General features: G+C 71.2%; 20 protein-coding genes. 5 read left to right on the top strand and 15 right to left on the bottom strand.

Annotated features, from left to right (window positions below; genetic code table 11):
• Positions 1-14: 14 nt before the first annotated feature.
• From HZ992_RS25150 to HZ992_RS25100, 11 genes are read right to left on the bottom strand one after another with little or no spacing between them, the layout of a single operon-like run.
• Positions 15-1,562 (bottom strand): alginate export family protein, encoded by a 1,548-nt coding sequence (locus tag HZ992_RS25150; protein WP_209384567.1) that lies wholly within the window; start codon positions 1,560-1,562, stop codon positions 15-17.
• Entirely contained in the window at positions 1,559-2,341 is a 783-nt protein-coding gene (locus HZ992_RS25145; protein WP_209384566.1) for a polysaccharide deacetylase family protein, read from the bottom strand. The genes HZ992_RS25150 and HZ992_RS25145 overlap by 4 nt, the downstream gene beginning before the upstream one ends.
• Positions 2,326-3,519 (bottom strand): glycosyltransferase family protein, encoded by a 1,194-nt coding sequence (locus HZ992_RS25140; protein WP_209384565.1) that lies wholly within the window; start codon positions 3,517-3,519, stop codon positions 2,326-2,328. The genes HZ992_RS25145 and HZ992_RS25140 overlap by 16 nt, the downstream gene beginning before the upstream one ends.
• Positions 3,512-5,302: an ABC transporter ATP-binding protein gene (locus HZ992_RS25135; RefSeq protein ID WP_209384564.1), complete on the bottom strand. Its 1,791-nt coding sequence runs from the start codon at positions 5,300-5,302 to the stop codon at positions 3,512-3,514. Before HZ992_RS25135 ends, HZ992_RS25140 begins: the two co-directional genes overlap by 8 nt.
• Positions 5,299-6,546 (bottom strand): phosphotransferase family protein, encoded by a 1,248-nt coding sequence (locus tag HZ992_RS25130; RefSeq protein ID WP_209384563.1) that lies wholly within the window; start codon positions 6,544-6,546, stop codon positions 5,299-5,301. Before HZ992_RS25130 ends, HZ992_RS25135 begins: the two co-directional genes overlap by 4 nt.
• Positions 6,543-7,916 (bottom strand): phosphotransferase, encoded by a 1,374-nt coding sequence (locus HZ992_RS25125; RefSeq protein ID WP_209384562.1) that lies wholly within the window; start codon positions 7,914-7,916, stop codon positions 6,543-6,545. Before HZ992_RS25125 ends, HZ992_RS25130 begins: the two co-directional genes overlap by 4 nt.
• Positions 7,913-9,973 carry an alginate lyase family protein gene (locus HZ992_RS25120; RefSeq protein WP_209384561.1) on the bottom strand — a complete coding sequence of 687 codons (2,061 nt, stop codon included), beginning with the start codon at positions 9,971-9,973 and terminating at the stop codon, positions 7,913-7,915. The genes HZ992_RS25125 and HZ992_RS25120 overlap by 4 nt, the downstream gene beginning before the upstream one ends.
• Positions 9,970-11,322 carry a glycosyltransferase family 4 protein gene (locus tag HZ992_RS25115; protein WP_209384560.1) on the bottom strand — a complete coding sequence of 451 codons (1,353 nt, stop codon included), beginning with the start codon at positions 11,320-11,322 and terminating at the stop codon, positions 9,970-9,972. The genes HZ992_RS25120 and HZ992_RS25115 overlap by 4 nt, the downstream gene beginning before the upstream one ends.
• A 10-nt stretch (positions 11,323-11,332) precedes the next feature.
• Positions 11,333-12,586: a glycosyltransferase gene (locus HZ992_RS25110; RefSeq protein WP_209384559.1), complete on the bottom strand. Its 1,254-nt coding sequence runs from the start codon at positions 12,584-12,586 to the stop codon at positions 11,333-11,335.
• The gene (locus HZ992_RS25105) at positions 12,583-13,146 is read right to left on the bottom strand and encodes a cytochrome b (RefSeq protein WP_209384558.1); all 564 of its coding nucleotides are present in this window, start codon (positions 13,144-13,146) and stop codon (positions 12,583-12,585) included. The genes HZ992_RS25110 and HZ992_RS25105 overlap by 4 nt, the downstream gene beginning before the upstream one ends.
• On the bottom strand, positions 13,143-14,423 hold the full coding sequence (locus HZ992_RS25100) for a glycosyltransferase family protein (protein ID WP_209384557.1): 1,281 nt from the start codon (positions 14,421-14,423) through the stop codon (positions 13,143-13,145). Before HZ992_RS25100 ends, HZ992_RS25105 begins: the two co-directional genes overlap by 4 nt.
• A gap of 173 nt (positions 14,424-14,596) precedes the next feature.
• Between HZ992_RS25100 and HZ992_RS25095 the strand changes: the two genes are divergently transcribed.
• From HZ992_RS25095 to HZ992_RS25080, 4 genes are read left to right on the top strand one after another with little or no spacing between them, the layout of a single operon-like run.
• On the top strand, positions 14,597-16,000 hold the full coding sequence (locus HZ992_RS25095) for a sensor histidine kinase (RefSeq protein WP_245213302.1): 1,404 nt from the start codon (positions 14,597-14,599) through the stop codon (positions 15,998-16,000).
• Between the two features lie 15 nt (positions 16,001-16,015).
• Positions 16,016-17,431, top strand: a complete 1,416-nt coding sequence (locus tag HZ992_RS25090) for a sigma-54-dependent transcriptional regulator (RefSeq protein WP_209384555.1) — start codon at positions 16,016-16,018, stop codon at positions 17,429-17,431.
• 60 nt (positions 17,432-17,491) lie between these two features.
• Positions 17,492-18,334, top strand: coding sequence for a DUF6502 family protein (locus HZ992_RS25085; RefSeq protein WP_209384554.1), 843 nt, complete (start codon positions 17,492-17,494; stop codon positions 18,332-18,334).
• Between the two features lies 1 nt (position 18,335).
• The gene (locus HZ992_RS25080; protein WP_209384553.1) at positions 18,336-19,742 is read left to right on the top strand and encodes a DUF5666 domain-containing protein; all 1,407 of its coding nucleotides are present in this window, start codon (positions 18,336-18,338) and stop codon (positions 19,740-19,742) included.
• Between the two features lie 54 nt (positions 19,743-19,796).
• On the opposite strand, the gene HZ992_RS25075 is transcribed toward HZ992_RS25080, so the two are convergent.
• The 3 genes from HZ992_RS25075 to HZ992_RS25065 form a co-directional block, all read right to left on the bottom strand.
• Positions 19,797-20,210 carry a hypothetical protein gene (locus tag HZ992_RS25075; RefSeq protein WP_209384552.1) on the bottom strand — a complete coding sequence of 138 codons (414 nt, stop codon included), beginning with the start codon at positions 20,208-20,210 and terminating at the stop codon, positions 19,797-19,799.
• Positions 20,211-20,293: 83 nt separating this feature from the next.
• Entirely contained in the window at positions 20,294-20,563 is a 270-nt protein-coding gene (locus HZ992_RS25070; RefSeq protein WP_209384551.1) for a hypothetical protein, read from the bottom strand.
• A gap of 11 nt (positions 20,564-20,574) precedes the next feature.
• Positions 20,575-20,793: a cold-shock protein gene (locus HZ992_RS25065; RefSeq protein WP_209384550.1), complete on the bottom strand. Its 219-nt coding sequence runs from the start codon at positions 20,791-20,793 to the stop codon at positions 20,575-20,577.
• 199 nt (positions 20,794-20,992) lie between these two features.
• Here HZ992_RS25065 and HZ992_RS25060 point away from each other — a divergent pair, with 199 nt between their 5' ends.
• Complete coding sequence (locus HZ992_RS25060; RefSeq protein WP_209384549.1) at positions 20,993-21,742, top strand: S1 family peptidase; 750 nt, start codon at positions 20,993-20,995, stop codon at positions 21,740-21,742.
• 15 nt (positions 21,743-21,757) lie between these two features.
• On the opposite strand, the gene HZ992_RS25055 is transcribed toward HZ992_RS25060, so the two are convergent.
• Complete coding sequence (locus tag HZ992_RS25055; RefSeq protein WP_209384548.1) at positions 21,758-22,630, bottom strand: nucleotide-binding protein; 873 nt, start codon at positions 22,628-22,630, stop codon at positions 21,758-21,760.
• Positions 22,631-22,740 lie beyond the last annotated feature (110 nt).

Here is a 22,740-nt window from a genome sequence, read left to right as displayed (position 1 = left end):
GTTCCTCCTGCGGATCAAAAGTTCAGGGATGCGCCCAACTCGATGGCCTGCGCAGGGTCGCGCTGGTCCTCGGCGAAGGCGGCGCCGGGCGTGAATCGCGACCAGCGCAGCGTCAGTTCGAAATGCTTCCATTCGCGCAGCGCCAGCAGCACGTCGATCTCGCGGCCGATGTCGCCGCTGACCCCCAGCGGATCGGCCGACAGGCGCGCACCGGGGATCGAGGTCGACGGCACGGGCTGGCGGTAGCGGTAGCCGATCACCTCGAGCGAGCTGTTGTCCAGCAGGCGCACGCCGGCCGACAGGGAACGCACCTCGAGGTTGGACAGCTCCGGCTGCAGCAGCTCGCCGTAGATGCGCAGGCGCTTCACGCCGGCCAGCCGGGCCTTGTTCTCCTGCAGGCCGGTCTGGCGGAAGTTGGCGTCCAGCGTGGCGCTGCGCTCGCCGCCCGAGCCGCGCGCGTAGGCCGCAGCGATCGACGGCCGCAGCGGCAGCGGGAAGATGAGCACCGAGCCGAGGTCGACCGCGTGGCCGCGCACGCGGCGCTGCGTGGTGTTGCCGGCGAGGAAGCTGCCGTCGCCCTGCTCGGCGTAGTCGGTCTGCCGCTCGGTGCCGCGCAGCATCGCCGCGTCGGCCCAGTAGCCCAGGCGCAGGCCATTGGCCGGGCGCCACTCACCGCTGGCACGCACGCCGAGCCAGCGAGCCGTCAGGTCGCTCGGGTCGGTGGCGTCCTCGTCGATCGCGGTGGCCCCCACCGGCGTGCGAGGCGAGCCGTCGCGCTGCACCAGCCAGAACAGATCGACCGCATGCCGCGGCGCGAGGCGCCAGCTGGCCTGGCCGAACCAGCGCAGCACGCCGCGCGCGCTCGGCGACAGCCCGCGCTCGGCGCTGGACACGCGCATCAGCTCGCGCGCCAGGCCGCTGTCGAGCTTCCAGCCGTCGCCGGCGCCGGTGACGCGCAGCGCGTCGAGGTCGTCGTCCCACCACCATGCGCGGCGGTCGATCAGCGGCACCCGCCCGGCCTGCAGCGACCAGCGCGAGCCGCCGACACGGTCGAAGCGCACCCAGGTCTGGCCGCGCTCCAGCGCCTTCGTCTTCGTGCTACCCGCCGTGCCCTGCGTGCGGCGTGTCTCGTGCAGCCCGACCGCCTGCACGAAGACCTCGCTGTCCGCCGACGGGCGGGTGCGCGCCTCGAGCTTGATCTCGTGCTCGCGCACGCGCCGGTCTCGCTCGCGTGCACGCTCGAGGTCGAAGTTCTTGCGCTGCTCGTCGGTGTACTCCCAGCTGCCGGTGAGCTGCACCGGCTGGCCGAACGGGCTGACGGTGAACGGCTCCTCGGGGCGGCGATCGTCGATGCGCTGTCCATCGCGCTGGGTTGCCGTCCTCGCCGGGGCGGCGCCCGACGCGGCGCTTGCGGGCGCCTTCGGGTCCCTGGCGACCTGCGGGTCGAAGAACAGCGCGAGCTGCGTCTGGCGCTCGCTGACGGGGCGGGCTTGCTGCGCCTGTGCCGTACCGCAGGCGAGCAGGGCCAGGCACAGCAGGGCGGGGCGGGAGATTGAAGTCATCGGAGGTTTCGCATCGCAGAGGCTGGGGTTCGGGCTGAGGCGGCGATGCGCAGCAGCGCCGCCATCGGCTGCCAGCGCAGGCGGCCGTGCCGCGCGAGCCGCCACAGCCAGCCGCCGAGCAGCGCGAGTTCGTCGGGGGCCATCACGGCGTGGTGCAGCATCAGGCCGAGCGGCGCACCATCGGCGGCGCGCTCGCGCAGCGCATGCGCCAGCGCGCGGGCTGCCGCGGGGGCACCGCCTTCGCGGTACTGGCGGCTCCAGTCGATGTCCACCGGCAGTTCGGGCAAGGCCTGCTGAGCCGCGGCGCCGCGATCGCGCGACAGTGCGGCGAAGCCCATGCCGGCCAGCAGTGCCGGCGTGTGCGCGGCGCAGCGGTTCCACGGCGGCGTGAAGACCGGCTGCAAACGTTCGCCGAAGAAGTGCTGCAGCAGCAGCCGGCCGCTGCGCAGGTCGTGCTGCTGCGCCTGCGCATCGCGCGCGCTGCCGAACTCGCACTTGCGGCCCTCGGCCTCGTGGTTGGCGTGCGCGCAGCCATGCTGGTGCACGCCTACCGCGCCGGGCGCAGCATCGATGCGCGCGTTCAGTTCGGCGGCCAGCGGATCGCTCACCGCCAGCGGGATCGCGGCCAGGTCGATCGGCACACCGGCGAACGCCATCGTATCGAGCAGCGCGAGCAGGCGGGCATCGTCCCAGCCGGCATCGTCGTCGCGCACGAAGGCGTCGATCGGCGCGTCCAGCGTGTCGAGCACCTCGATCACCGGGCTCAGTTCGTCGCGCATGCGGCCTCCTGGGCGGTGTGCCGCGACTGCAGGCGTTCGGCCAGCCAGGCGGCGCTGCGCTGCGCGCCGTCCAGGGCGAGCGCGGCCGGCTGCGGCGTGAAGGCGAGCAGCCGCTCGATCGCACGGGCCAGGGGCTGCGGCTGCAACTCGCCCGCCGGCAGGCACAGCATCGCGCCGAGCCCGGCGAGCTTCTCGGCGCGGCCGCGCTGCTCGTTCTCGGTGACGGTTTCGTAGGGCACGACCAGCGCCGGCACACCGGCCACCACGAGATCGAGCGCGGTGTTGTAGCCGCACTGGCTGATCGAGGCGCGGGCGCGGCGCATCTCGGCGACCATGTCGGGCACATGCCGCACCAGCTCCACGCCGGGCACGCCGGCCACCTGGGCCTGCAGCGCCAGCCATTGCGGCTCGGGCAGGAAGGGCCCGGCGACGATGCGCAGCGGCAGCGGCCGCGCCAGCAACTCTCGCGCGGCCAGCGCGGTTCGGAACAGCGTGTCGCCGACGATGCCGCCGCCGGCCGAGACCAGCAGGTGCTCGCCGCGCGGCACGGTCGCCGCACGTTCGCGCGCCGGGATCACGTAGCCGCTGTGGAACACCGGCGTGCGCATCGGCCGCGCCGGATGGAAGCTGTCCTGCAGCCGTGCGAAGGCCGCGTCCGAATGCACGACGACGGCGTCGAAGTAGCGATCGGTCAGCCAGCGCGCGCGGTCGTCGTGGTGCTGCTGGTCGGGCCGCGCATCGACGAGGATGTCGCGCAGGCTGCAGGCCACCAGCGCGGCGCCGCCGCTGCGCTGCCGCGCAGCGCGGATCATCGGCAGGATCTCGCCGGCGAATTTCTTGCGGCCGAAGGGGAACAGCTCGACCAGCAGCACTGCCGGCCGTGTGCGGCGAACCGCATCGTCGATGAGCCGGCGCCGCTCGGCCTGCGCCCGCGCCACGTCGAGCTTGCCGTCGCGGCTGACCACGGTGTGGCCGTCGTCCATGCCCAGCGGCGGCAGGTCGATGCGCTCGATGGCCGCCGGCACCGGCACGCCCGGCGGCAGACGCCCGCCGTTGAGGAAGACGACGCGAAAGTGCTGCGACAGCGCCTGCGCCAGCGCGAAGCTGCGTGTCAGGTGGCCGATGCCCAGCGAATGCTGGCAGTAGAACAGCAGGGTCGGCAGGTTCGAGTCACGCATGGCGGCGCTCCACCAGGGCCAGGTAGGCGCCACGCTCGCGCAGCAGCGCTTCGTGCGTGCCCTGCTCGACGACGCGGCCGCCCTTGAGCACGAGCACGCGGTCGTAGGCGGCCATGTCGGCCAGGTCGTGGGCGATGACGATCAGCGTGCGGCCGCGGTGCACCCGCGCCACCGCCTCGTGGATCAGCTGCGCCGAGACCGGATCGATCGACGCGGTGGGCTCGTCCATCGCCAGGATGGCCGGCTCCTTGACCAGCGCGCGGGCCAGGCACAGGCGCTGGCGCTGGCCGCCGGACAGCGTGGCGCCGCGCTCGCCGAGTTCGGTGTCGTAGCCCTGCGGCAGGTCGACGATGAACTCGTGCGCCCGTGCGGCGCGGGCCGCCGCCTCGATGGCTTCGAGCGGCGCGTCGGGGCGGCCGTAGGCGATGTTCTCGCGCACCGACACGCCGAACAGCATGTTGTCCTGCAGCACGATGCCGATCTCGCGGCGCAGGCTGGCACGGGTGTAGCGGCGGATGTCGATGCCGTCGATCAGGATGCGGCCCGCGCTGGGCTCGTACAGGCGCAGCAGCAGGTTCACCAGCGTGGACTTGCCTGCCCCCGAGGCGCCCACCAGCGCGACGCGCTCGCCTGCCGCGATGCGCAGGCTCAGGCTCTCGATCACCGGCCGGCTGCCGGCGTAGCCGAAGCTGACGTTCTCGAACACGATCTCGCCGGACGGGCGCGCGAGCTCCAGCGCGTCGGGCGCGTCGGCGATGTCGGGCTCGAGGTCGAGGATCTCGGCCACGCGCTGTGCGCTGACGCCGGCGCGCGAGAACTTCGTGGCCAGGCGGCCGAGGTCGCGCACCGGCTTGTACAGGCTGGTCACGTAGGTCACGAACACCAGCAGCTCACCCGGCGTGAGCCGCCCGGCGAGCACCTCGCGCGCCCCGAGCAGCACGGTCAGCGCGGTGCCCGCGGCGCTGACCACGGCGATCGCCTTGACGATGGCGCCAGCGCTGCGCGTGCTGCGCATGCCGCTGTCGTAGTTGGCCTCGATCTCGCTGCGGAAGCGGTCCTCCTCGAAGCCCTGGCGGCCGAAGGCCTGCACCAGCGCGATCGAGCTGAGCACCTCGTTGAGCCTCGACGTCATGCGGCCCTCGTGGCGGCGCTGCTCGCGCACGGTGGCCTTGACGCGCCGGTTGAGCCAGAAGATCACGCCCAGCAGCGGAGGCAGCGTGGTGGCCACCACCAGAGCGAGCTGCCAGTTCAGCATGAACATCACCGCCAGCATCGCCACCAGCGTGAGCGCGTGGCGGCCGAGCGTGAGCGCCCAGTCGGAGAACATGTCGCGCAGCAGGTTGGTGTCGCCCGCCACCTTGGTGATGAGCTCGCCGCTGCGGCTGTCGCGGTGGAAGGCCAGCGACAGGCGCTGCAGCTGCGCGAACAGCTCGACGCGCAGCCGCCAGGTGATGCGGTGGCCCAGCTTCGCGCTCGTGTACAGCTGCAGGTACGACAGCGCACCGGCCACCAGCGCGATCGCGGCGATGGCGCCGGCCGAGGCCAACAGCGCCGGCCAGGTGCCCAGCGCGAGCAGCGGCTGCAGCCAGGCCAGCGTGGCCGGCAGCGGCCGGGCGAGCAGGATGTGGTCGAAGATGATCTTCAGCGGCCAGGGCGCCAGCACGTCGGCCAGCACGACGCCGGCCAGGGCCAGCGTGGCCAGCACGATGGCCAGGCGCTGCTCGGCCAGGCACTCGCGCACCAGGGCGCGCAGCCGCGAGCCGGGGCGGGCAGGGGAACTCATGATTGGGTCTCCTGGAAGCCGGGCGCACACAGCGCCTCGGCACGGGCGAGGCGACGCTCGAGTTCGTCGCGCCAGCCGTCGATCTGGAACACGAAGGCACGGCTGGCCTGCAGCAGCATCTGCACGGCCAGGTGCCACTGCAGCCGGCGGCGACCGAAACGCTCCGGCGCCTCCTGCGCGTAGGCGGCGATGACCAGCGCACCGACCTCGGCCGGCGCGCGGTCGGCGGGCAGCCGCGTGACGAAGGCGGCGAGGTCTTCCATCGGGTCGCCCAGGGCGAACTCGTCGAAATCGTGGAAGACGATGCGCTGTGCGTCGTCCATCTGCACACCCACCTGCCCGGCGTGGAAGTCGCCGTGGATCAGCCCGCTCACCGGCAGCGGCAGCGTGAAGGCGGCACGCTCGATCGCGTCGGCGAGTGCCGCGACGCGCCCGCCCAGCGCCGGCAGCGCCCGCGAGATCTTCTGCCCGCGGCGGCGCACCTCGCGCAGCCAGTGCGCCTGGTCGTGCACCGCGTCGGTCGGCAGCGACTGCGCATGCAGCACCGCCATGGCCCGCGCCAGCCGCACCGGCAGGCGGCGCGGGAGCACGCTGCCGAGCACCTGCACGAGCGGCTCGCCCGGCGCGCGGCCCTGCCAGACGCTGCGCGTGCGGGCCTGCCAGCCCAGTGGCTGCGCCACCCTCGGCGCGTCGCCATCCTGCTGCGCCAGCGACCAGAAGTGCTCGAAGCGCTCGTGGATGCGCGCGCCGCGGTCGTCGCTGAAGGTCTTGGCGTAGACCACCCGATCGCCCAGCGTGTAGCGCAGCGTGGCGCGCTGCTCGGGCTCGTAGCCGAGCAGCTCGACCTCGGCCGCCGGCGCATCGGCGTTCGAGGTGTCGAGCCAGGCGAGCGCACGGCGGCCGTCGAGCAGCTCCGGCAATTGCGGCAGCGCCGGGTCGGCCGGCCAGGCCCACAGCAGCATGTCCAGCGGCGGCACCGGCAGCGCGGCGCTGCCGTGCAGGGCCTGCAGGCTGGCGCCCTGGCGGTAGACCTTGGCGTAGTAGCGGCGCGAGCCGCCGGTGTGCAGCTCGGTCTCGTAGACCAGCGTCAGCGGGTTCGGGTGGCGGTGCCGCGAGGCGCTGCGGCGCACCTTGCCGATGCGCACCTGCGCAATGGCGTGGCCGCCCGGCAGCCAGGCCTGCAGCAGGTCGCGCATGGCGACGGGGTCGAGGCAGGTGTCGATGCCCGGCGAGGCTTCGCTCATGCGGCCTCCGGCAACGCAGCGTCGGCCAGCTCGGCGGCCAGCGCGACCAGGCGCGGCGCGATCGCGAAGCGCCCGGGCTTGAGGTTCACCACGCAACGCCAGGCACGCTGCGTGAGCAGGTTCCACGCCGCCGACCAGGCCAGCGCGGACGAGGCCGGCGGCGTACCGCCGCCCTGCGCATAACCGGCCAGCAGCCCCTGCCAGGCGGGCGCATCACGCAGCGGTGCGTCGCCTTCGAGCACGGCGCGGTAGATGCCGTCGGCCCACCAGCTGCCCAGTTCGAGCAGCGCCGGGCCGCGGCGCAGGCCATCGAGGTCGATCAGCGACAGATGGCGGCCATCGGCCAGCACGTTGCGCGGATGCAGGTCGCCGTGCAGCGTGGCCAGCGGCTGGCCCTGCACCCAGTGCATGCCCCGCGCCAGGCGGCGCACGGCGCGCGCCAGGTCGGCCTGCGCCTGCGGCAGCGCGTCGGCGAGCAGGGCCTGCACCTCGGCCAGCCGGGTGCGCATCGCATCGGGGGTGATCGAGCGGGTCAGTGCCACCGGGATGCCATGCAGCGCGGCGAGCTGCGCGCCGAGCGACGGCGCGAGCGCCGCGGCTTGTGCGGGCGGCAGGTCGAGCAGCGCCCGGCCGCCCACGCCCTGCTGCCAGTGCAGCTGCGCCTGCGGCTGCCAGAGCAGCGCGCGTGGCGTGTTCAGCCGGCCGGCCTGCCACGCCGCCGACGACTGCAGCGTGCGCAGGATGGCATGGGCGCTGGCGCCGTCCGGCTCGCGGCTGGACTTGGCATAGACGGCCTGCGACTGCGTCCGCCCGCCCAGCTGCCAGTGCAGGTCGACGCGTGCGGTGAGGCGGTGCTCGGGCACGTACTGCACCACCTCGAGCTCGTGGCCTGTCAGCACCGCCGCGTCGGTGGCGAGCACCGACAGCACCGGCGGCAGCCACTGCTCGCGCAGGCTGCGCGCTTCGGCCAGCACGGCCGGCGCCATCAGCTTGGGGTCGTTCGGCCACCACCAGGTGAGCATGTCCAGCCTGGGAAGGCGGCTCATCGCCGGGCCGGCTGGCGAGGGCACCCAATCGGCCGCGGCGTCGGCGCGTGCGTGGCGCGGGCCGATCTCGTCGGCGCTGCACAGCCGCGCGGCGACGCGCTGCTCGTGGCGGCGGCCACTGGCCTCGTCACGCAGCTGCAGCCGGTACGACAGCGTGCAGTTGCGTCGCGGCCGGTACTTGACTCGCTCGACGGTGCAGGCCTCGACGATGGCCCCGTGTCCGCGCAGCACGTCGGCGAAGTGCGCCGCCATCACGGACCCGTCCAGCGCGCTGCGCAGTTGCGGCAGCGCCGGGTCGTCGGGCAGGCCGCCGTCGGAGCTCACGCGGACTCCTCGATGAGCAGCCGGACCGAGCCCGCAGGGCCGCGCAGCGTGGCGCCGGCGTGCGAGACGGCGCGCACGATGCGGCCGTCGGCCGAGCAGCGCCAGTGCAGCCAGCGGCCCTGGAAACTCAGCCCGCCGAGGGCCCATGAGTTCGCCTCCACGCCACGGGCGTGGAACCAGCCGTCGTGCCATTCGTCGCCGTCGATCGACAGCACGATGTGCAGCGCGCTCGCCACCTGGCCCTCGTCGCCCAGAACCGGGCGCTCGTCGAGCTTCAGCGTCGGCGCTTCGCCCTGGAACGGCAGCAGCACCGTGTCGAAGTCGGCCGCGGCGCCCTGCGCCTGCGTGACCAGCGCGGGAGCGGCCTGCTTGTGGCCATAGAGCGCCGAGACCCACGAGTCCGCGAGCTCTCGGCGCTGATCGGCGCGCACCGCCTGCGCGACCAGCAGGCCCGGGCTCGCCAGCAGCCCGTCGTCGGCGAGCCGCGTGTGCCCCTGCGCCGCGGCGCCGAGCTGGAACTTGAGCGCGTAGTCGTGGACGCCGGGTGCGCGCAGCGTGTCGGCGACGATCCAGTAGCGGCGGTCGACGAAGACGATGCAGCGCTCGTGCACCGCGTCGTAGGCGTGGCTGGCGCAGCGGCCGTGCAGCAGGTCGAGCTGCGCGCCGTCGATGCACTCGATCAGCGTGCAGTCGGGCGCCGGGCCGGCGATCTTGTGGCGCACCGAGCCGGGCGCGTGGCGCGAGGCCTCCTTGATCGCCTTGGGCTCGTAGCGCGTCTGCGAACGGCCGTCGACGCACACCGTGTTGTGCGCCGCCGTGCTGCGGAAGTGCACCCGCCAGTTGGTCTCGCCGGCCTCGCTGTAGGTGTAGCGGCCAGGGTCGACGACGAGCGCTCGCCCGTGGGCCGCCAGCTCGAAGGACAGCGCGTCGAAGTGGCCGTGGTTGCCCTCGCCCAGCGGGCCGCAGTCAAACACCAGGTGCTGCGCCTCGCGTGTCCATCCGCTGCGCAGCACGTGATAGCCGCTGGCGCCGAAGTGGGCGTTGCGCCGCGCCGGCATGAGGCCCTGCGCGCCCTGGGTGGCGACGAAGAACAGGCCCTCGCGGCCGTACAGCCGCGCGCCCTGCAGCAGCAGCGGGCCGAAGCCCCGCGCGTCGCCGTCCGAGAAGCTGGGCATGCCCCCGTGCGGCTGGTGCACGTGCATGCCGAACTCCAGCGCACGCTGCAGCGCCGCATCCATGCCGCCCGGCACGGCCACGCCGTTCTGCGCAGCGAGCTGGCGCACCTGCAACCAGTTGCGCAGCGCCAGGTGGTGGTAGTCGGTCGACAGCTCGCAGTGCACGCCGTCGGGCAGCAGGTCGGCGTGCAGGTTGACCAGCGTCTCGCGCAGGGCGAACTCGCGCCAGTGCGCGGCGCGCTCGAACTCCGGGAACACCACGCCGGCGAGGAAGATCGCCAGCAGCTCCAGCGTGCGGTGGTTGCGCTTGGGCGTGAGGTGGTCGCAGAGAAACTCGACCTGCTCGTGCAGCGAGCGCAGCAGGCGGCGGAAGAACGCGGCGTCGACCTGCGCGGCCCCACCGCGGTCGTGCATCACGAAGCCGTGCAGGCTGTAGATCCAGTTCTGCACGCGCCGGCCCGTGACGTCGGCGGCGATGAAGCCCGGCGGCACGCTGCGCATCCAGCCGTCGATCAGCCCGGCCCAGCGCTGCACGTGCGCCCTGTCGCCGCTGCGCTGCCAGGCCATCGCCAGGCCCGGCGCGTAGTAGAACTTGTGCAGCAGGATGTGCCACTCGACGTCGGCACTCGGATTGACGAGCCACTCGATCGGCTCGGCCAGCGTGTGCGTCTCGCCGTTGAACTCGAAGCGGCCCTGCATCAGCGCGGCGATGCGCTCGGGGCGCACTTCCTCGGGGTCGACCACGGGCTCGAAGCACACGCCGCGCTCGCTGCGGTAGTGGGCAAGCAGCGCCGCATCGTCCAGCGCGCGCCAGGGCGCGAGGAAGAGCGCATCGCCGGCCACGGCCGCAGGCGCCTGCACGATGTCGAGCACGCTGCTCACGGCGCCACCCGCTGGGCTCGCAACGCCGGGGCTTCACGCTGCGCACGCTGCAGTTGTGCGACGAACAGATCGCGCAGCGCGACGGTGGTGCGGCGCGAATCGAAGCGCTCGCAGATGCGTTCGCGCCCCGCCAGCGCCAGGCGGCGCTGCAGCGCGGGGTCGGTGATCACGCGGCGCAGCGCCTGCGCCAGTCCGGCCGGGTCGCGCGGCTCGACGAGCAGGCCGTGCACGCCGTCGTCGATCATCTCCGGAATGCCGGAGATCGCCGTGCTGACCACCGGCACGCCCATCGCCATCGACTCGGCCAGCACGTTGGGGAAGCCGTCGCGGTCGCCGTCTTCCATCACCTGGCAGGGCAGCGCGAACAGGCTGGCGCGCGCGTAGATGCCGCGCAACTCGGCCTGCGTCACCGGGCCGTGCAGGCGCACGCGGTCGGCGAGGCCGCGCGCCTCGATCAGCGCGGCGATGGCGACGCTGGCGCTGCCGCTCTCGCCGACGATCAGGCACTCGAAGTCGAGGCCGGCGTCGCGCAACCGCGCGCAGGCCTCGACGAGCTGGTCGAAGCCCTTCTTCTCGACAAGTCGGCCCACCGACAGGATCAGCGGGCGCGGCTGCGGCTCGGTGCCGGCCGCCGGCTTGAACCAATCCGTGTCCAGGCCGTGGTAGATCGCGTGCACCTCGTCGGGCCGCGGGTGGCGTGCGCGCAGCACCTGCTCGTTGGCGCAGGTGCAGGTGGCGACAAAGCGTGCGCCGTGCATCTTGCGCTCGAGCAGGTCGCCAGGGTTGAGCTCTGCCTGGTAGATGTCCTTGGCATGCGCCGTGAAGCTGTAGCTGCGCGCGCTCATGCGCGCGGCCAGCCAGGTGATGGTGGCCACCCCGTGGCAAAAGTGCCCGTGCAGGTGGCCGACATCACCCTGCTTCATCACGTCGGCGGCGATTTCGCCGGCCTGCAGGAACTCCTTGATGAACACCTTGCGCAGGCGCAGCCGGCCCTGCGCGTCGCGGCCGCGGTGCGCCCAGGCGAGCTGCAGTGCCGTGCCCAGTGTGCCGGCCCAGCGCAGCGGGTGGCGCAGTGCCACGCGCAGGTGCGCGCGGCCGAAGGCGGGCAGGTTGCCGGCCAGCCAGCCCATCAGGTTCGAGCCGGTGAGCGAGCTGGCGCGCGGCAGGTAGGTCAGCGGCGCGCGGATCGCCGCCACCACCGGGTGCACGTGAGGCTCGTTCTCGCGCTTGACGGAGTACAGGCGCAGCGCCATGCCCAGGCGTTCGAGCTGGTGGATCTCGTGTGTGATGAAGGTCTCCGACAGGCGCGGAAAGCCGTTCATCACGTAGGCGATGCGGTCGGCGGTCATGTCGGGTTCCTCAGGCGAGCGCACAGGGCGCCTCGTCGTGCACATGGCCGGCCTCGAGCAGGCCGAGCACGACACGCAGGTTGTGGTCGTTGTCGAAGTTCGTCGTCACCGTGCGGCGCGCCTCGCGGCCGAGCTGCGCACCGAGTGCCGGCGCATCGATCAGCAGTTGCACGGCATCGGCCATCGCCGCCGGGTCTTCCGCCGCGACGAGCAGGCCGTTGTGGTGGTGCTGCACGACCTCGGGAATGCCGGAGATGCGGGTGGCCACCACCGGCACGCCCATCGCCATGGCCTCCAGCAGCACGTTGGGGATGCCGTCGCGGTCGCCGTCGGCGGCCACGCGGCTGGGCTGCACGTACACGGCGGCGCGCGCGTAGCGCTCGATGACCTGCTCGCGCGTGAGCTTGCCGATGAGCTGCACCTGGTCGCCCAGGCGGTGCGCCTCGATCAGCGCGGCCAGGCGCTGCTGCTCCTCTCCGTAGCCGACGATCTCGCAGCGGAACGGCACGCCGCGGCCGTTAAGCAGGCGGCAGGCCTCGATCAGCGTGTCCAGGCCCTTCTTCTCGCGCAGCCGGCCGACGCTGAGCAGCAACGGCACCAGCGAGGGCACGGCGCGCCGCGACGGATGGAACACGCCGGCGTCGATGCCGTGGTACATGCGGTGCACGCTGGCCTGCGGCGCGGCGCGGCGCAGCGTCCGACAGTTGAACTCGGTGCAGGTGACGGTGAAACGCGCCGCGTTCATCTTGCGGCGCAGGTCGGTCGAGCGCGACAGGTAGATGTCCTTGGCATGGGCCGAGATCGAGAACGGCACGCCGCTCATCGCCGACACCAGCTCAGCCACGTCGGCCGGCGACGAGATGAAGTGCGTGTGCAGGTGCGCGACGCCGTCGTCCTGCAGCTGCCCGGCCAGCCAGCCGGCGCGCGCGAAGTCGCGCAGGCCCTGGCGGCCGCGGGCGGCGGCGGCACGCAGCGCCGCGACGTAGCGCCAGGGGGCCTGGGCGAGCAGGCGCAGGTGGCGCCAGGCCAGCTTTCCAGCATCGGCACGCAGCGAGGCCGGCACCTGCACCACCGGCGCCTTGACCTGTGCGACCACCGGGTGCGCCACGTCGTCGGAGGGCGCGGCCAGCGTGTACAGACGCAGCGGCACACCCAGGCGCTCCAGGCCCAGGACCTCCTCGAGCACGAAGGTCTCGGACAGCTTGGGGAACATCTTCACCAGCAGGCCGATCGGACGCACGGCCGGAGTCGTGTCGGCGCTCATGCGGCGCTCCCTGCGCGGCGTGGCAGCATGCGCGCCAGCGTGTTGTCGTGTTTGACGAAGTGGTGCAGCAGCGCCACGACGGCGTGCAGCCCGATCAGCGCGTAGCCCGCGCGGCCGGCGAACTCGTGCCATTCCTTGATCACCGAGGCCGTGGCCTTGTCCTTGGCCATCAGTGCGGGCATCTCCAGCCCGAAGAATGGGATCGGCTTGCCCTCCGCACTGAGCAGCAGCCAGCCGGCCAGCGGCATGCACAGCATCCAGACGTACAGCAGCAGGTGCATCCCACGCGCGGCGCGGTTCTGCCAGCGTGGCGGCATGGGTTCGATCGGCGGCGCGCGGTGGCGCAGCCGCACGGCGATGCGCAGGCCGGCCATCGCGAGCACCAGCAGCCCGAGCATGAAGTGAGCGGCCTTGAGGCCATCGCGGATGTCGGTGCCCTTGGCGATCAGCACGCGCAGCTCGATGCAGGCGTACACGGCCACGAAGAGGAACAGCATCAGCCAGTGCAGGCCGATGGTCAGCGGCACGTACTGCGCCGTGCGCGTGGGCGTGATCTTCATGCGTGGACTCCGAAGGCGCCGTCCGGCGCATGGAGATTGCGGCGCGGCCGGCGTTGTGTTTCGGCTTCGCCGGCAGGGCGGGGCGCCACCGGGCGGTGACCCATCGCCTCGAACAGCGCCGCGCTGACATGCGCCAGGCCGTCCAGGCGGCGCAGCGCCACGGGCTGCTGGTGAGCGCGCCAGGCGGCGAGCTCGGACTGCAGCGCCGCCAGCATCGTGGTCGGGCTCAGCAGGTCGGGATGCAGCATGTGCAGGAAGCCCAGCGCTGCCATGCGTTCGGCGCGGATGCTCTGCTCGACGCCCGGCTTGACGCGCGGCACGATGAGCGCGCGCTTGCGCAGCGTGAGCAGCTCGCACACGGTGTTGTAGCCACCCATGGCGACCACCACGTCGGCGGCCGACATCAGCGACATCATGTCGTCGCAGAAGTCCTGCACGCTGGCGTTGGCGAGCGCCCGCGCCGCCTCGTGCACGGCGGCGCGCCGGGCCTCGCTCATCTCCGGGCCGCAGACGATGTGGGTGCGCGGCCGCTGCGGCGCGGGCATGGCGTTCAGCGCGCGCATCACGTTGGAGACGAGCTCGTGGCCGTCCTCGCCGCCGCCGGGCGTGACCAGCAGCAGCGGCTCGTTCGCGGCGACGCCGAGCGTGCGGCGGACCACGTCGCGCGGCTGGCGACCGGCTTCGCGGGCGATGTAGCCGCAAAAGCGCACCTTGGCGGCGGCGAAGGGCGGAAAGTCGTACTCGCGGCGCAGGTCGTAGACCTCGGGGCAGCCGACCACCAGCACCTGATCGTAGTAGGCGCTGATCGCCTCGAAGTAGCCGTTCTTGCGCCACACCCGGGTGGTCGACTCGGCGCTGTCGAGGATGTCGCGCAGCAGCAGCACGAGCTTCGGACGCTTCGCCGACGCGGACATCGCCTCCAGCGCGCCGGCCAGCTCGTCTTCCACGCCGAAGGGCTTCTTGTCGACCAGGATCAGGTCGGGTTCGAAGTCGGCGATCGCCGATCGGATCAGGTTGGCGCGCAGCCGAACCGTCTGTTCGAGCGAGATCGGCAGGGTGCGCGCGCCGTAGCGGCCGTCGACGTTGCGCGACAGGCAGGGCAGCTTGACGTAGTCGATTCGGTCCGGGATGCGGAACGCATGCAGCATCGGCGAGCCTGTGATCACCAGCACCGACACCTCGCTGGACGACTGCACCAAGTGGCGCGCCACCTCCAGCATGCGGCGGATGTTGCCCAGGCCGAAGGTGTCGTGCGAGTAGACGAGGATTCGCTTCACGGGGGGCCTCTTGCAGGTTTCGGTTGGATTTGGGAAAATTGTCCCAAGTACTAACAAGAACCAGGCCAACCCGCCATGCACGCGCAAGCTGTTGATTTACCGTTGATCGAACCCGGATGGGCGCCGTCACGGGCAATCAGGGTGGGGCAAATGCCCCAGGGATTGGGGGTCATGTGACCCACTCCACCCCCAACGGCGGCAGTGCAGGAGGCTTCGGCCTGACACGCTGGTTCGGCGTCGTCTCGATGGCCGCGATCACGGTGATCGCGGTGGCCAGCGTCTGGCTGCTGAGCTGGTTCGTTACCCAGCGCATGCTCTTGCAGGAAGGCACGCTGACCCGCGACTTCGTGCACAGCCTGATGCTGGTCGAGACGGCAATGCAGGACTACGTCGCCAATCCGAAGGAAGCGCCGTCGGCCGACGTCGAGGAGGCCTTCCAGCACCTCGCACGCATGCCCGACATGCTGCGCGCCAACCTGTACGACCTGCAGCGCCGCGTGCTGTGGTCCAGCGACCGGACGCTGATCGGGCGCCAGTTCGGCCCGAACGAGGAGCTCGATTTCGCTCTTCGCGGGGCGGTGGTGGTCGAGAAGAAGACGCAGCAGGAGCGCGTCAACGGCAAGAGCGAGTACGAGGCCTTGACTCAGCCCGACGACCTGTTCGTCGAGATCTACGTGCCGGTGACGGAGTCGCGCACCGGCCGGGTGATCGGTGCGATCGAGTTCTACAAGAACCCTCGCGGTCTGATGCACCTGCTCGCGCAGCTGCGCCACTTCATCGCGCTGGGTGCGATCGGTTTCGGCCTGCTGCTGTTCGCGGCGCTGTTCGGTCTGGTGCGGCGCGCCGACGGCCTGATCCAGGCGCAGCAGCGCCAGCTGGTCGAGAACGAGACCTTCGCGGTCGTCGGCGAGATGAGTTCGGTGGTGGCGCACGGCATCCGCAACCCGCTGGCGGCCATGCGCAGTTCGGCCGAGCTGATCGTCGACAGCGCCAGCGGCCCGCCGCGTGCCGGCGACGCCCGCGCCACGCAGGAGGCGGCCCAGGACATCGTCGAGCAGGCCGACCGCCTGGGTGCCTGGCTGCGCGAGCTGCTGTCCTACACCCGCTCGAACGAGGGCGCGTCGCAGCCGCTGTCGGTGGCCCCGCTGGTGCAGAGCTGCCTGCAGGAATTCGGCCGCGAGCTGGAGCGCCGGCATGTGCGCGCGCGCGCCGAGCTGGCCGACGACCTGCCCGCTGTCCGCGGCGATGCGCTGTTTGTTGGCCAGGTGCTGCGCAGCGTGCTGGCCAACGCGCTGGACGCGGTGCAGGACGGCGGCCGCATCACGGTCAGCGCCGCGCCCGACGAGCGCCGGCGGCTTCTCACGCTGCGCGTGCAGGACAACGGGCATGGCATGAGCCGCACGCAGCGCGCGCAGGCCGGCAGCCCCTTCTTCACCACCAAGGCCAACGGCATGGGCGTGGGCCTGGCGCTGGCCCGTCGCGTGCTCGAGCGGCACGGCGGCCGGCTGCACATCGCCAGCGAAGAGGGCAAGGGCACGGTCGTCTCGATCAGCCTGCGCCTGGCCTCATCCACCTGAACCGGGAACCGATCCATGAACGGCGCCATCCTGATCATCGAGGACGAAGCGATCCTCGCGAAGAACATGCGCACCTACCTCGAGCGCAACGACTACGAGGTGGAATGCGCCGGCTCGGCCGAGGAAGGCCTGGCGAGGCTGGACAGCTTCGCGCCCGACGCGGTGGTGCTCGACTTCAACCTGCCCGGCATGGACGGCCTGCAGGCGCTGGAGCGCATCCGCGCGCACAGCCCGGCGACGCAGGTGATCATGGTCACCGGCCACGCCAACGTCGAAATGGCGGTGGACGCGATGAAGGCCGGCGCGCTGGACTTCCTCACCAAGCCGGTGGCACTGTCCAAGCTCGGCATGCTGCTCGAGCGCGCGACCTCCGAAAGCCGCAAGGACAGCGCACTGGCCTATTACCGGCGGCGCGACGGCGAAGGCGCCGACCTCAGCACCCTGCAGGGCGAGTCGCCCGGCATGCGCAAGCTCCACGCGCTGCTGCGCCAGCTGTTGCAGGCCGAGGCGAACCTGCAGGACACGGAGGCGCCGGCGGTGCTGCTGCGCGGCGAGACCGGCACCGGCAAGGAACTCGTCGCGCGCGCGCTGCATTTCAACGGCCCGCGTCGCGACAAGCCCTTCGTCGAGCTCAACTGCGCGGCGCTGCCGGCGCAGCTGCTCGAGTCGGAGCTCTTCGGCCACGAGCGTGGCGCCTTCACCGACGCGCGCGAGCGCAAGCTCGGCCTGGTCGAGACGGCCGAAGGCGGCACGCTGTTCCTCGACGAGATCGGCGACATGGAGCAGTCGCTGCAAGCCAAGCTGCTCAAGTTGCTGGAGGAGCGCACGGTGCGGCGCCTGGGCAGCGTGCGCGAGCAGCGCGTCAACGTGCGCATCGTCGCGGCCACGCACCGGCCGCTGGACCAGTTGGTGCGCGAAGGGCGCTTCCGCGCCGACCTCTACTTCCGCCTGCGCGTCGTGCAGCTCGAGTTGCCGCCGCTGCGCGAGCGCGGCGCCGACGTGCTCCTGCTCGCTCGCAGCTTCGTGGCCCACCACGCTGCTCGCTATGGAAGGGCCACACCGTCCTTCAGCGCGGATGCCGAGCACGCCCTCATGAGGCATGCCTGGCCGGGCAACGTGCGCGAACTGCGCAACCTGCTCGAGCAGGCCGTGCTGCTGTGCCACGGGCAGACGCTGGGTGTCGACGACCTCGGCCTGCGCGAGGAGCCGCGCAGCGGGATGGCCGAGATGCCGGCGACCCCTGACGCAGCGTCGGCGCGCACATTGCCCGCCATGGAGCGCGACGCGCTCGTGCAGGCGCTGGAGCGCAGTGGCTGGAACGTCAGCCGCGCCGCGCGCGACCTGGGCATCAGCCGCGACACCCTGCGCTACCGCATCGACAAGCACGGCCTGGCGATGGCCATGCCGACCGACTTCCGCGAAACACGCTGATGCGAATCTGTTGAGAGAAAAAGCTTGACGACCCCACAACTTGGGAAAATAATCCCAAACATGGACGCCGAAAACCGAATCCACATCGCCGTGAACGCCGCGGTGCTCAAGCTGCTGAGGCCCCTGTGCCGACTGCTGCTGCGCCACCACGTGCCGTTCGCCGCCTTCGAGGAGCTGGCCAAGCACACCTACGTGCAGGTGGCGCTGGACGACTTCGGCATCCCCGGCAAGAAGCCTACGCTGTCCCGCGCGTCCATCCTCACCGGATTGACCCGCAAGGACGTGCAGCGCCTGGTCGCCGACACGGCGCCCGAGCGGGCCGCCAGCGACGAGGGCTACAACCGCGCCGCACGCGTTCTGACCGGCTGGGCTCGGGACGCCGAGTTCCACGACGACAAGGGCACGCCACTGGCGCTGGACCCGCTCGAGGGTTCGCAGAGCTTTGCCGTGCTGGTGCGCCGCTACAGCGGCGACATGCCCGCGCGGGCGGTGCTGGACGAATTGCTGCGCGTCGGCTCGGTGCGCCAGCGCGACGACCAGAAGCTCGAGCTGGTCACGTCGGGCTACGTGCCGCGCAGCGGGGAGACCGAGAAACTCGGCATCCTCGGCAGCGACGTGGCCGACCTGATCTCGACGATCGACCACAACCTCCAGCACGCCGACACCGACCCGCGTTTCCAGCGCAAGGTCATGTACACGGACTACCCCGCCTCGGAGCTGCCTGCCTTCCGCAAGCTGAGTTCCGCGCAGGCGCAGGAACTTCTCGAGAAATTTGATCGCTGGCTCGCCGTACACGAGAAGAGCGACAAGACCGACCACAGCTCCCAGCCCGCGATGCGCGTGGGCATGGGCATCTATTACTTCGAGGAACCGATGGTTCCCGCTCACAGGAAGGAAGATTGACATGAACATCAGGAAACTCGTGACCTGGCTCGCGGGGGCCTCGGCCCTCGTGCTCGCGGCATGCGGCGGCGGCGGCTCGTCGGGCGGCATCGGTGGCACCGGCGGCGGCGGCATCGGCGGTACCGGCGTGGCTTACGGGACCATCACCGCGTTCGGCAGCGTGTGGGTCAACGGTGTGGAGTACAGCACCAGCAACACCACCTTCAAGACCGACGACAACCCGAACGGCGGCGGCAGCCAGAACGACCTGCGCGTCGGCATGGTGGTGCAGGTGGACGGCTCCATTTCCGGCGCGACGGCCAGCACCATCACCGTTGACGAGTCGATCAAGGGCTTCGTCGAGCAAGTGATTGATGCAAACCGGATGGTCGTGATGGGCCAGACGGTGCAGATCGACAACCTCACGAAGTTCGACAACAACGTCGTGCCGGTGCAGGGCGACCGCGTCAATGTCTATGGCCTGGTGGCGGGCGACGGCCTCATCTCCGCCGGCTTCATCGAGAAGAAGACGACGGCCCCGACCCCGCCGTTCGCGGTGAAGGGCGTGGTGAAGAACCAGAACACCGCGGCGCAGACCTTCCAGGTCGGCACACTGACCGTGCAGTATGCCGGCGCGACCGTCGGCGACATGCCAGCCGGCTCGTGGAACGGCCTCCAGGTCGACGTGAAGGGCACCGCCTGTTCCGGTGCGGCTCCGGTGTGCGGCACGCTGACGGCGAGCAAGGTCGAGCCGGCCGGACTGAAGGTCACCAGCATTTCGCAGGCCGAGATCGAAGGCATCGTCTCCGCGGTGACGGCGTCCGGCTTCACGATCGGCAACCAGGTCGTCGCGACGACAGGCTCCACCCGCTACGAAGGCGGCGTGTTCGGCGACATCGCGGTGGGCACCAAGCTCGAAGCCGAAGGCTCGATCTCCGGCGGCGTGCTGACGGCCACCAAGGTGTCGTTCCGCGACGCGATCCGGCTCGAAGGCGACATCGCCACCTTCAACGCCGGCACGGGCAACCTGACGCTGACCGGCCTGCCGGGCATCACCGTGAACGTGACCTCGATCACCGAGCTGAAGAACGTGGGCTCGATCGGCGCGCTCGCAGTGGGCAACCACCTGCGCATCCGCGGCAAGCTCGGCAGCAATGGCTCGGTGGGCGCCTCGCAGCTGGAAGTGCGTTCGGCGGACAACCGCATCGAACTGCAGGCGCCGGCCTCGGCGGTCACGCCGGAGACCAGCGTGACGCTGCTGGGCATCACCGTGTCGACGACGAGCGTGTCGTCCTACCAGGACCTGAGCGATGCGCAGATCTCGCGGGCCGCGTTCTTCGCGGCAGCCAAGGTCAACACGCTGATCAAGGCCCGCGGCCGGCTCTCCTCCGGTACCGTGACCTGGGAAGAACTGCAGCTCGAGAACTGAGTCGGAGAATCCATTCGAAGGGCCCCCGCGGGGGCCCTTCTCTTTTGGATCCGCTCAGCGTGAGGTGTAGCCCTGCGCGTCCATGCAGGCCTGCGTGGCCCGGTGGAAGACACCGGCGTCGGCCATCGCGCTGGGCTGCGTGGTGGCCCAGCGGTTGCAGGCCTGACGGTCGGCCTCGAGCTGCGATGCACTCTGGCCGTTGCGCGGATAGAAGATCGGCTCAGGCAGCGCCTTCGCCGGTGGCGCGCTCTGTTCGGGCGGATCGGCATAGACGACCGGCGGCGGCACGGCGTAAACCGGCGCGGGGGAATACCACGGCCCGCCGTACGGGCCGTAGTAGAAGGGCACGCCGATGCCAATGCTCACGCCGCCCCAAACGCGGCCGTGCCGGCCATGTGCCTGCGCCGATGTCGCGCCGAGCGCGGCAATGGCGACGGCAATGAGGGCAAGGGTGCGTCGGTTCTTCATGGCCTTCTCCTGCAGCGGCCGGGGCGCGCCCGGCATGGCTGCATTCTGTACCGCCCTGCGCAGCCGCGCCAGCCGCGGCGGAGTCAGCCCTTGGACGGTGCGCCCACGGCGTCGAGCCGCTGCGCGAGCGCGTTGAACTCGTCGACCAGCGAAGCCCCGGCGGCCAGCCCCTTGAAGTCGGCAAACGAGAAGTTCTCGGTGCCGCGGCGCGCCTCGAAACGGTAGGCGCCGTCACCCGACGAGCGCCCCGAGATCGTCAATTCGCCGCCGTCGCAGATGAGCACGCGGTTGTCGACCCGCGAGTCGGGGTCGAAGTACTTGCTCCCGCGGGCAACCTGCACCAGCAGCCACATGGCGTGCCCGCCTAGACCGAGGTCAATCGGATGTTCGATGCCTGCGGGCCCTTCTGGCCCTGCGTGACCTCGAACTGCACGTGCTGGCGCTCGACCAGCGTCTTGAAGCCGGCGTCACCCTTGATCTCGCGGAAGTGGGCGAACAGGTCCTTGCCGCCGTCATCGGGCGTGATGAAACCGTAGCCCTTGCCCTCGTCGAACCACTTCACGATGCCTGTTTGTGTCGTCATGTCGATCTCTTTCGTCGGTTGATGCGCGGCACATGCCGGCGCAGCGCAGAAGCACGCAAGAAGGCGACTGACGGGATCGATCGTGCAGCACGCGGGCGCGTTGCACGGCACGAGTTCAGGAAGCGGTCTCAGGCAGATCCACGGCCGCATCGTACGCTGTTCGATGGCATCGAGGACGTCGAGGGCACAATGCCCCCGGATGATCGAGGCCGTGCTCTTCACCGCCACGCAGGTGTCGACCTTTCTCGGCAGCGGCGCGCTGACGCACGCCAGCGGCTTCTTCTTCACGCGCGACGAGCGCTTGTTCCTGGTCACCAGCCGCCACGTGCTGATCGACGAGCCGACGGGCCACCTGCCCGACCGCATCGAGATCGAACTGCACACCGATGCGAAACGCCTGACCGAATCGCTTCGCTGGTCGATTCCGCTGTACCGCGACGGCCGCAGCCTGTGGCGCCAGGGAAGCGACTCGCAAGGCGAGATCGACGTGGCGGTGATCGAACTCGATCGTGCTGCGCTGCCTGCCAATGCCGTGTACCGCGCCTTCGACAGCAGCCACCTGCAGGCCGACCTGGAGGCCGTGGAGGTCGGCATGTCGCTGGTGGTGGTGGGCTTTCCGCTGGGCTTCCACGACACGCTGCATCACCTGCCGGTGGTGCGCCAGGCGATCGTCGCCTCGTCGTTCGGACTGCGTTTCCAGGGCCAGGGCTTCTTCCTCACCGACGCACGCACGCACCGCGGCACGAGCGGCTCGCCGGTGCTGCTGCGCGTGGGCAGCCCGACCGCCGGCGATCGCCAGAAGCTGCCCTGGAAGCTGCTGGGCGTGCACTCGGCGCGCATGGACATGGGCGATCGCGACCTGCTGGCCGACGAATCGCTCGGCCTGAACTGCGCCTGGTATGCGGACATCCTGCTGACGCTCACCGCGAAGGACGGCGCGCCGCGCTGAACGCGGCCGCCCCGGCTACAGGTTGCGGTGGCGCAACCGGCGCAGCGGAAGCAGATCGAGCCAGGAGCCGAGCCAGGACGCCAGCCCCTCGCGCCGAGGCGGGCCCTCCAGCACGTCGGCCGGGACCTGCACCACCACCGCCGGCCGAGACACGGGCGGCGGGCGGGGCGCGGGAACTGTCGTCGGGGCTGGCGCCGGCATCACCCGCTGCACGGGCGCCGCGGCGCTGGCGGTCGCCGGAACCGGCTTGAGCACCGGATCCAGCCATTCGAAGATGGGTTTCCACTGGTCCAGGTCCGATTGGACCTTGGACGGCGGCATGTCGAATAACGACAGCCCCTGCTCCACGCAGCGCACGTAGCCCTGCGTCTCGCGAATCACGCCGATAAAGGGCAGGCCGATGCCGTCGGCCCACTGGCGCAGCACGTCTTCGGCGCGCGTGCGTGCATCGAGCCGCATGCCCACGGCGGCCACCTTGCAGCGGCCGCTGGCCACGCGCGGCAGCGCCTTGAGTTCGGCGTAGCAGTCGGCCGCGGAGTCGCGGTCGAACACCGAATGGCACACCGGAAGGAGGATCGCGTCGGCAGTCATCACCACCTTGGCGAGGTCCAGGCCGCGCAACCCACCGGGTGTGTCGAGCACCACATGGGTGACGCCGGCCGGCGGCCGCAAGACGTTGCGTGGGTCGGCGGACCAGCCGACGATGGGCTTGCCGCGCACGGCCTCCTGGCCCGCGCGGCGCCTGAGCCAGGCCTGCGCCGAGCCCTGGAAATCGACATCGCCGAGCATCGCGGCATGCCCGCCGTTGGCGAACCAGGCGGCGAGGTGCGTGGCCAGCGTGGTCTTGCCGCTGCCACCCTTGCGATTGACGACGGCAACGACGGGCATGGACGGCGCGTGCTCGGTGCGATGCGGCAGGACGGAGGTGTCCGCCGAATTAGATCACCACCGGCAGTCAAGGCGCTCGCGAGAGAACCCCCGGATTCCCGGCACTTCTT

This window comes from Rhizobacter sp. AJA081-3, assembly GCF_017795745.1.
Lineage (GTDB): Bacteria > Pseudomonadota > Gammaproteobacteria > Burkholderiales > Burkholderiaceae_C > Piscinibacter.
The sequence above is the reverse complement of the archived record's forward strand: the minus strand, read 5'-3'. Positions and strand labels throughout refer to the sequence as shown.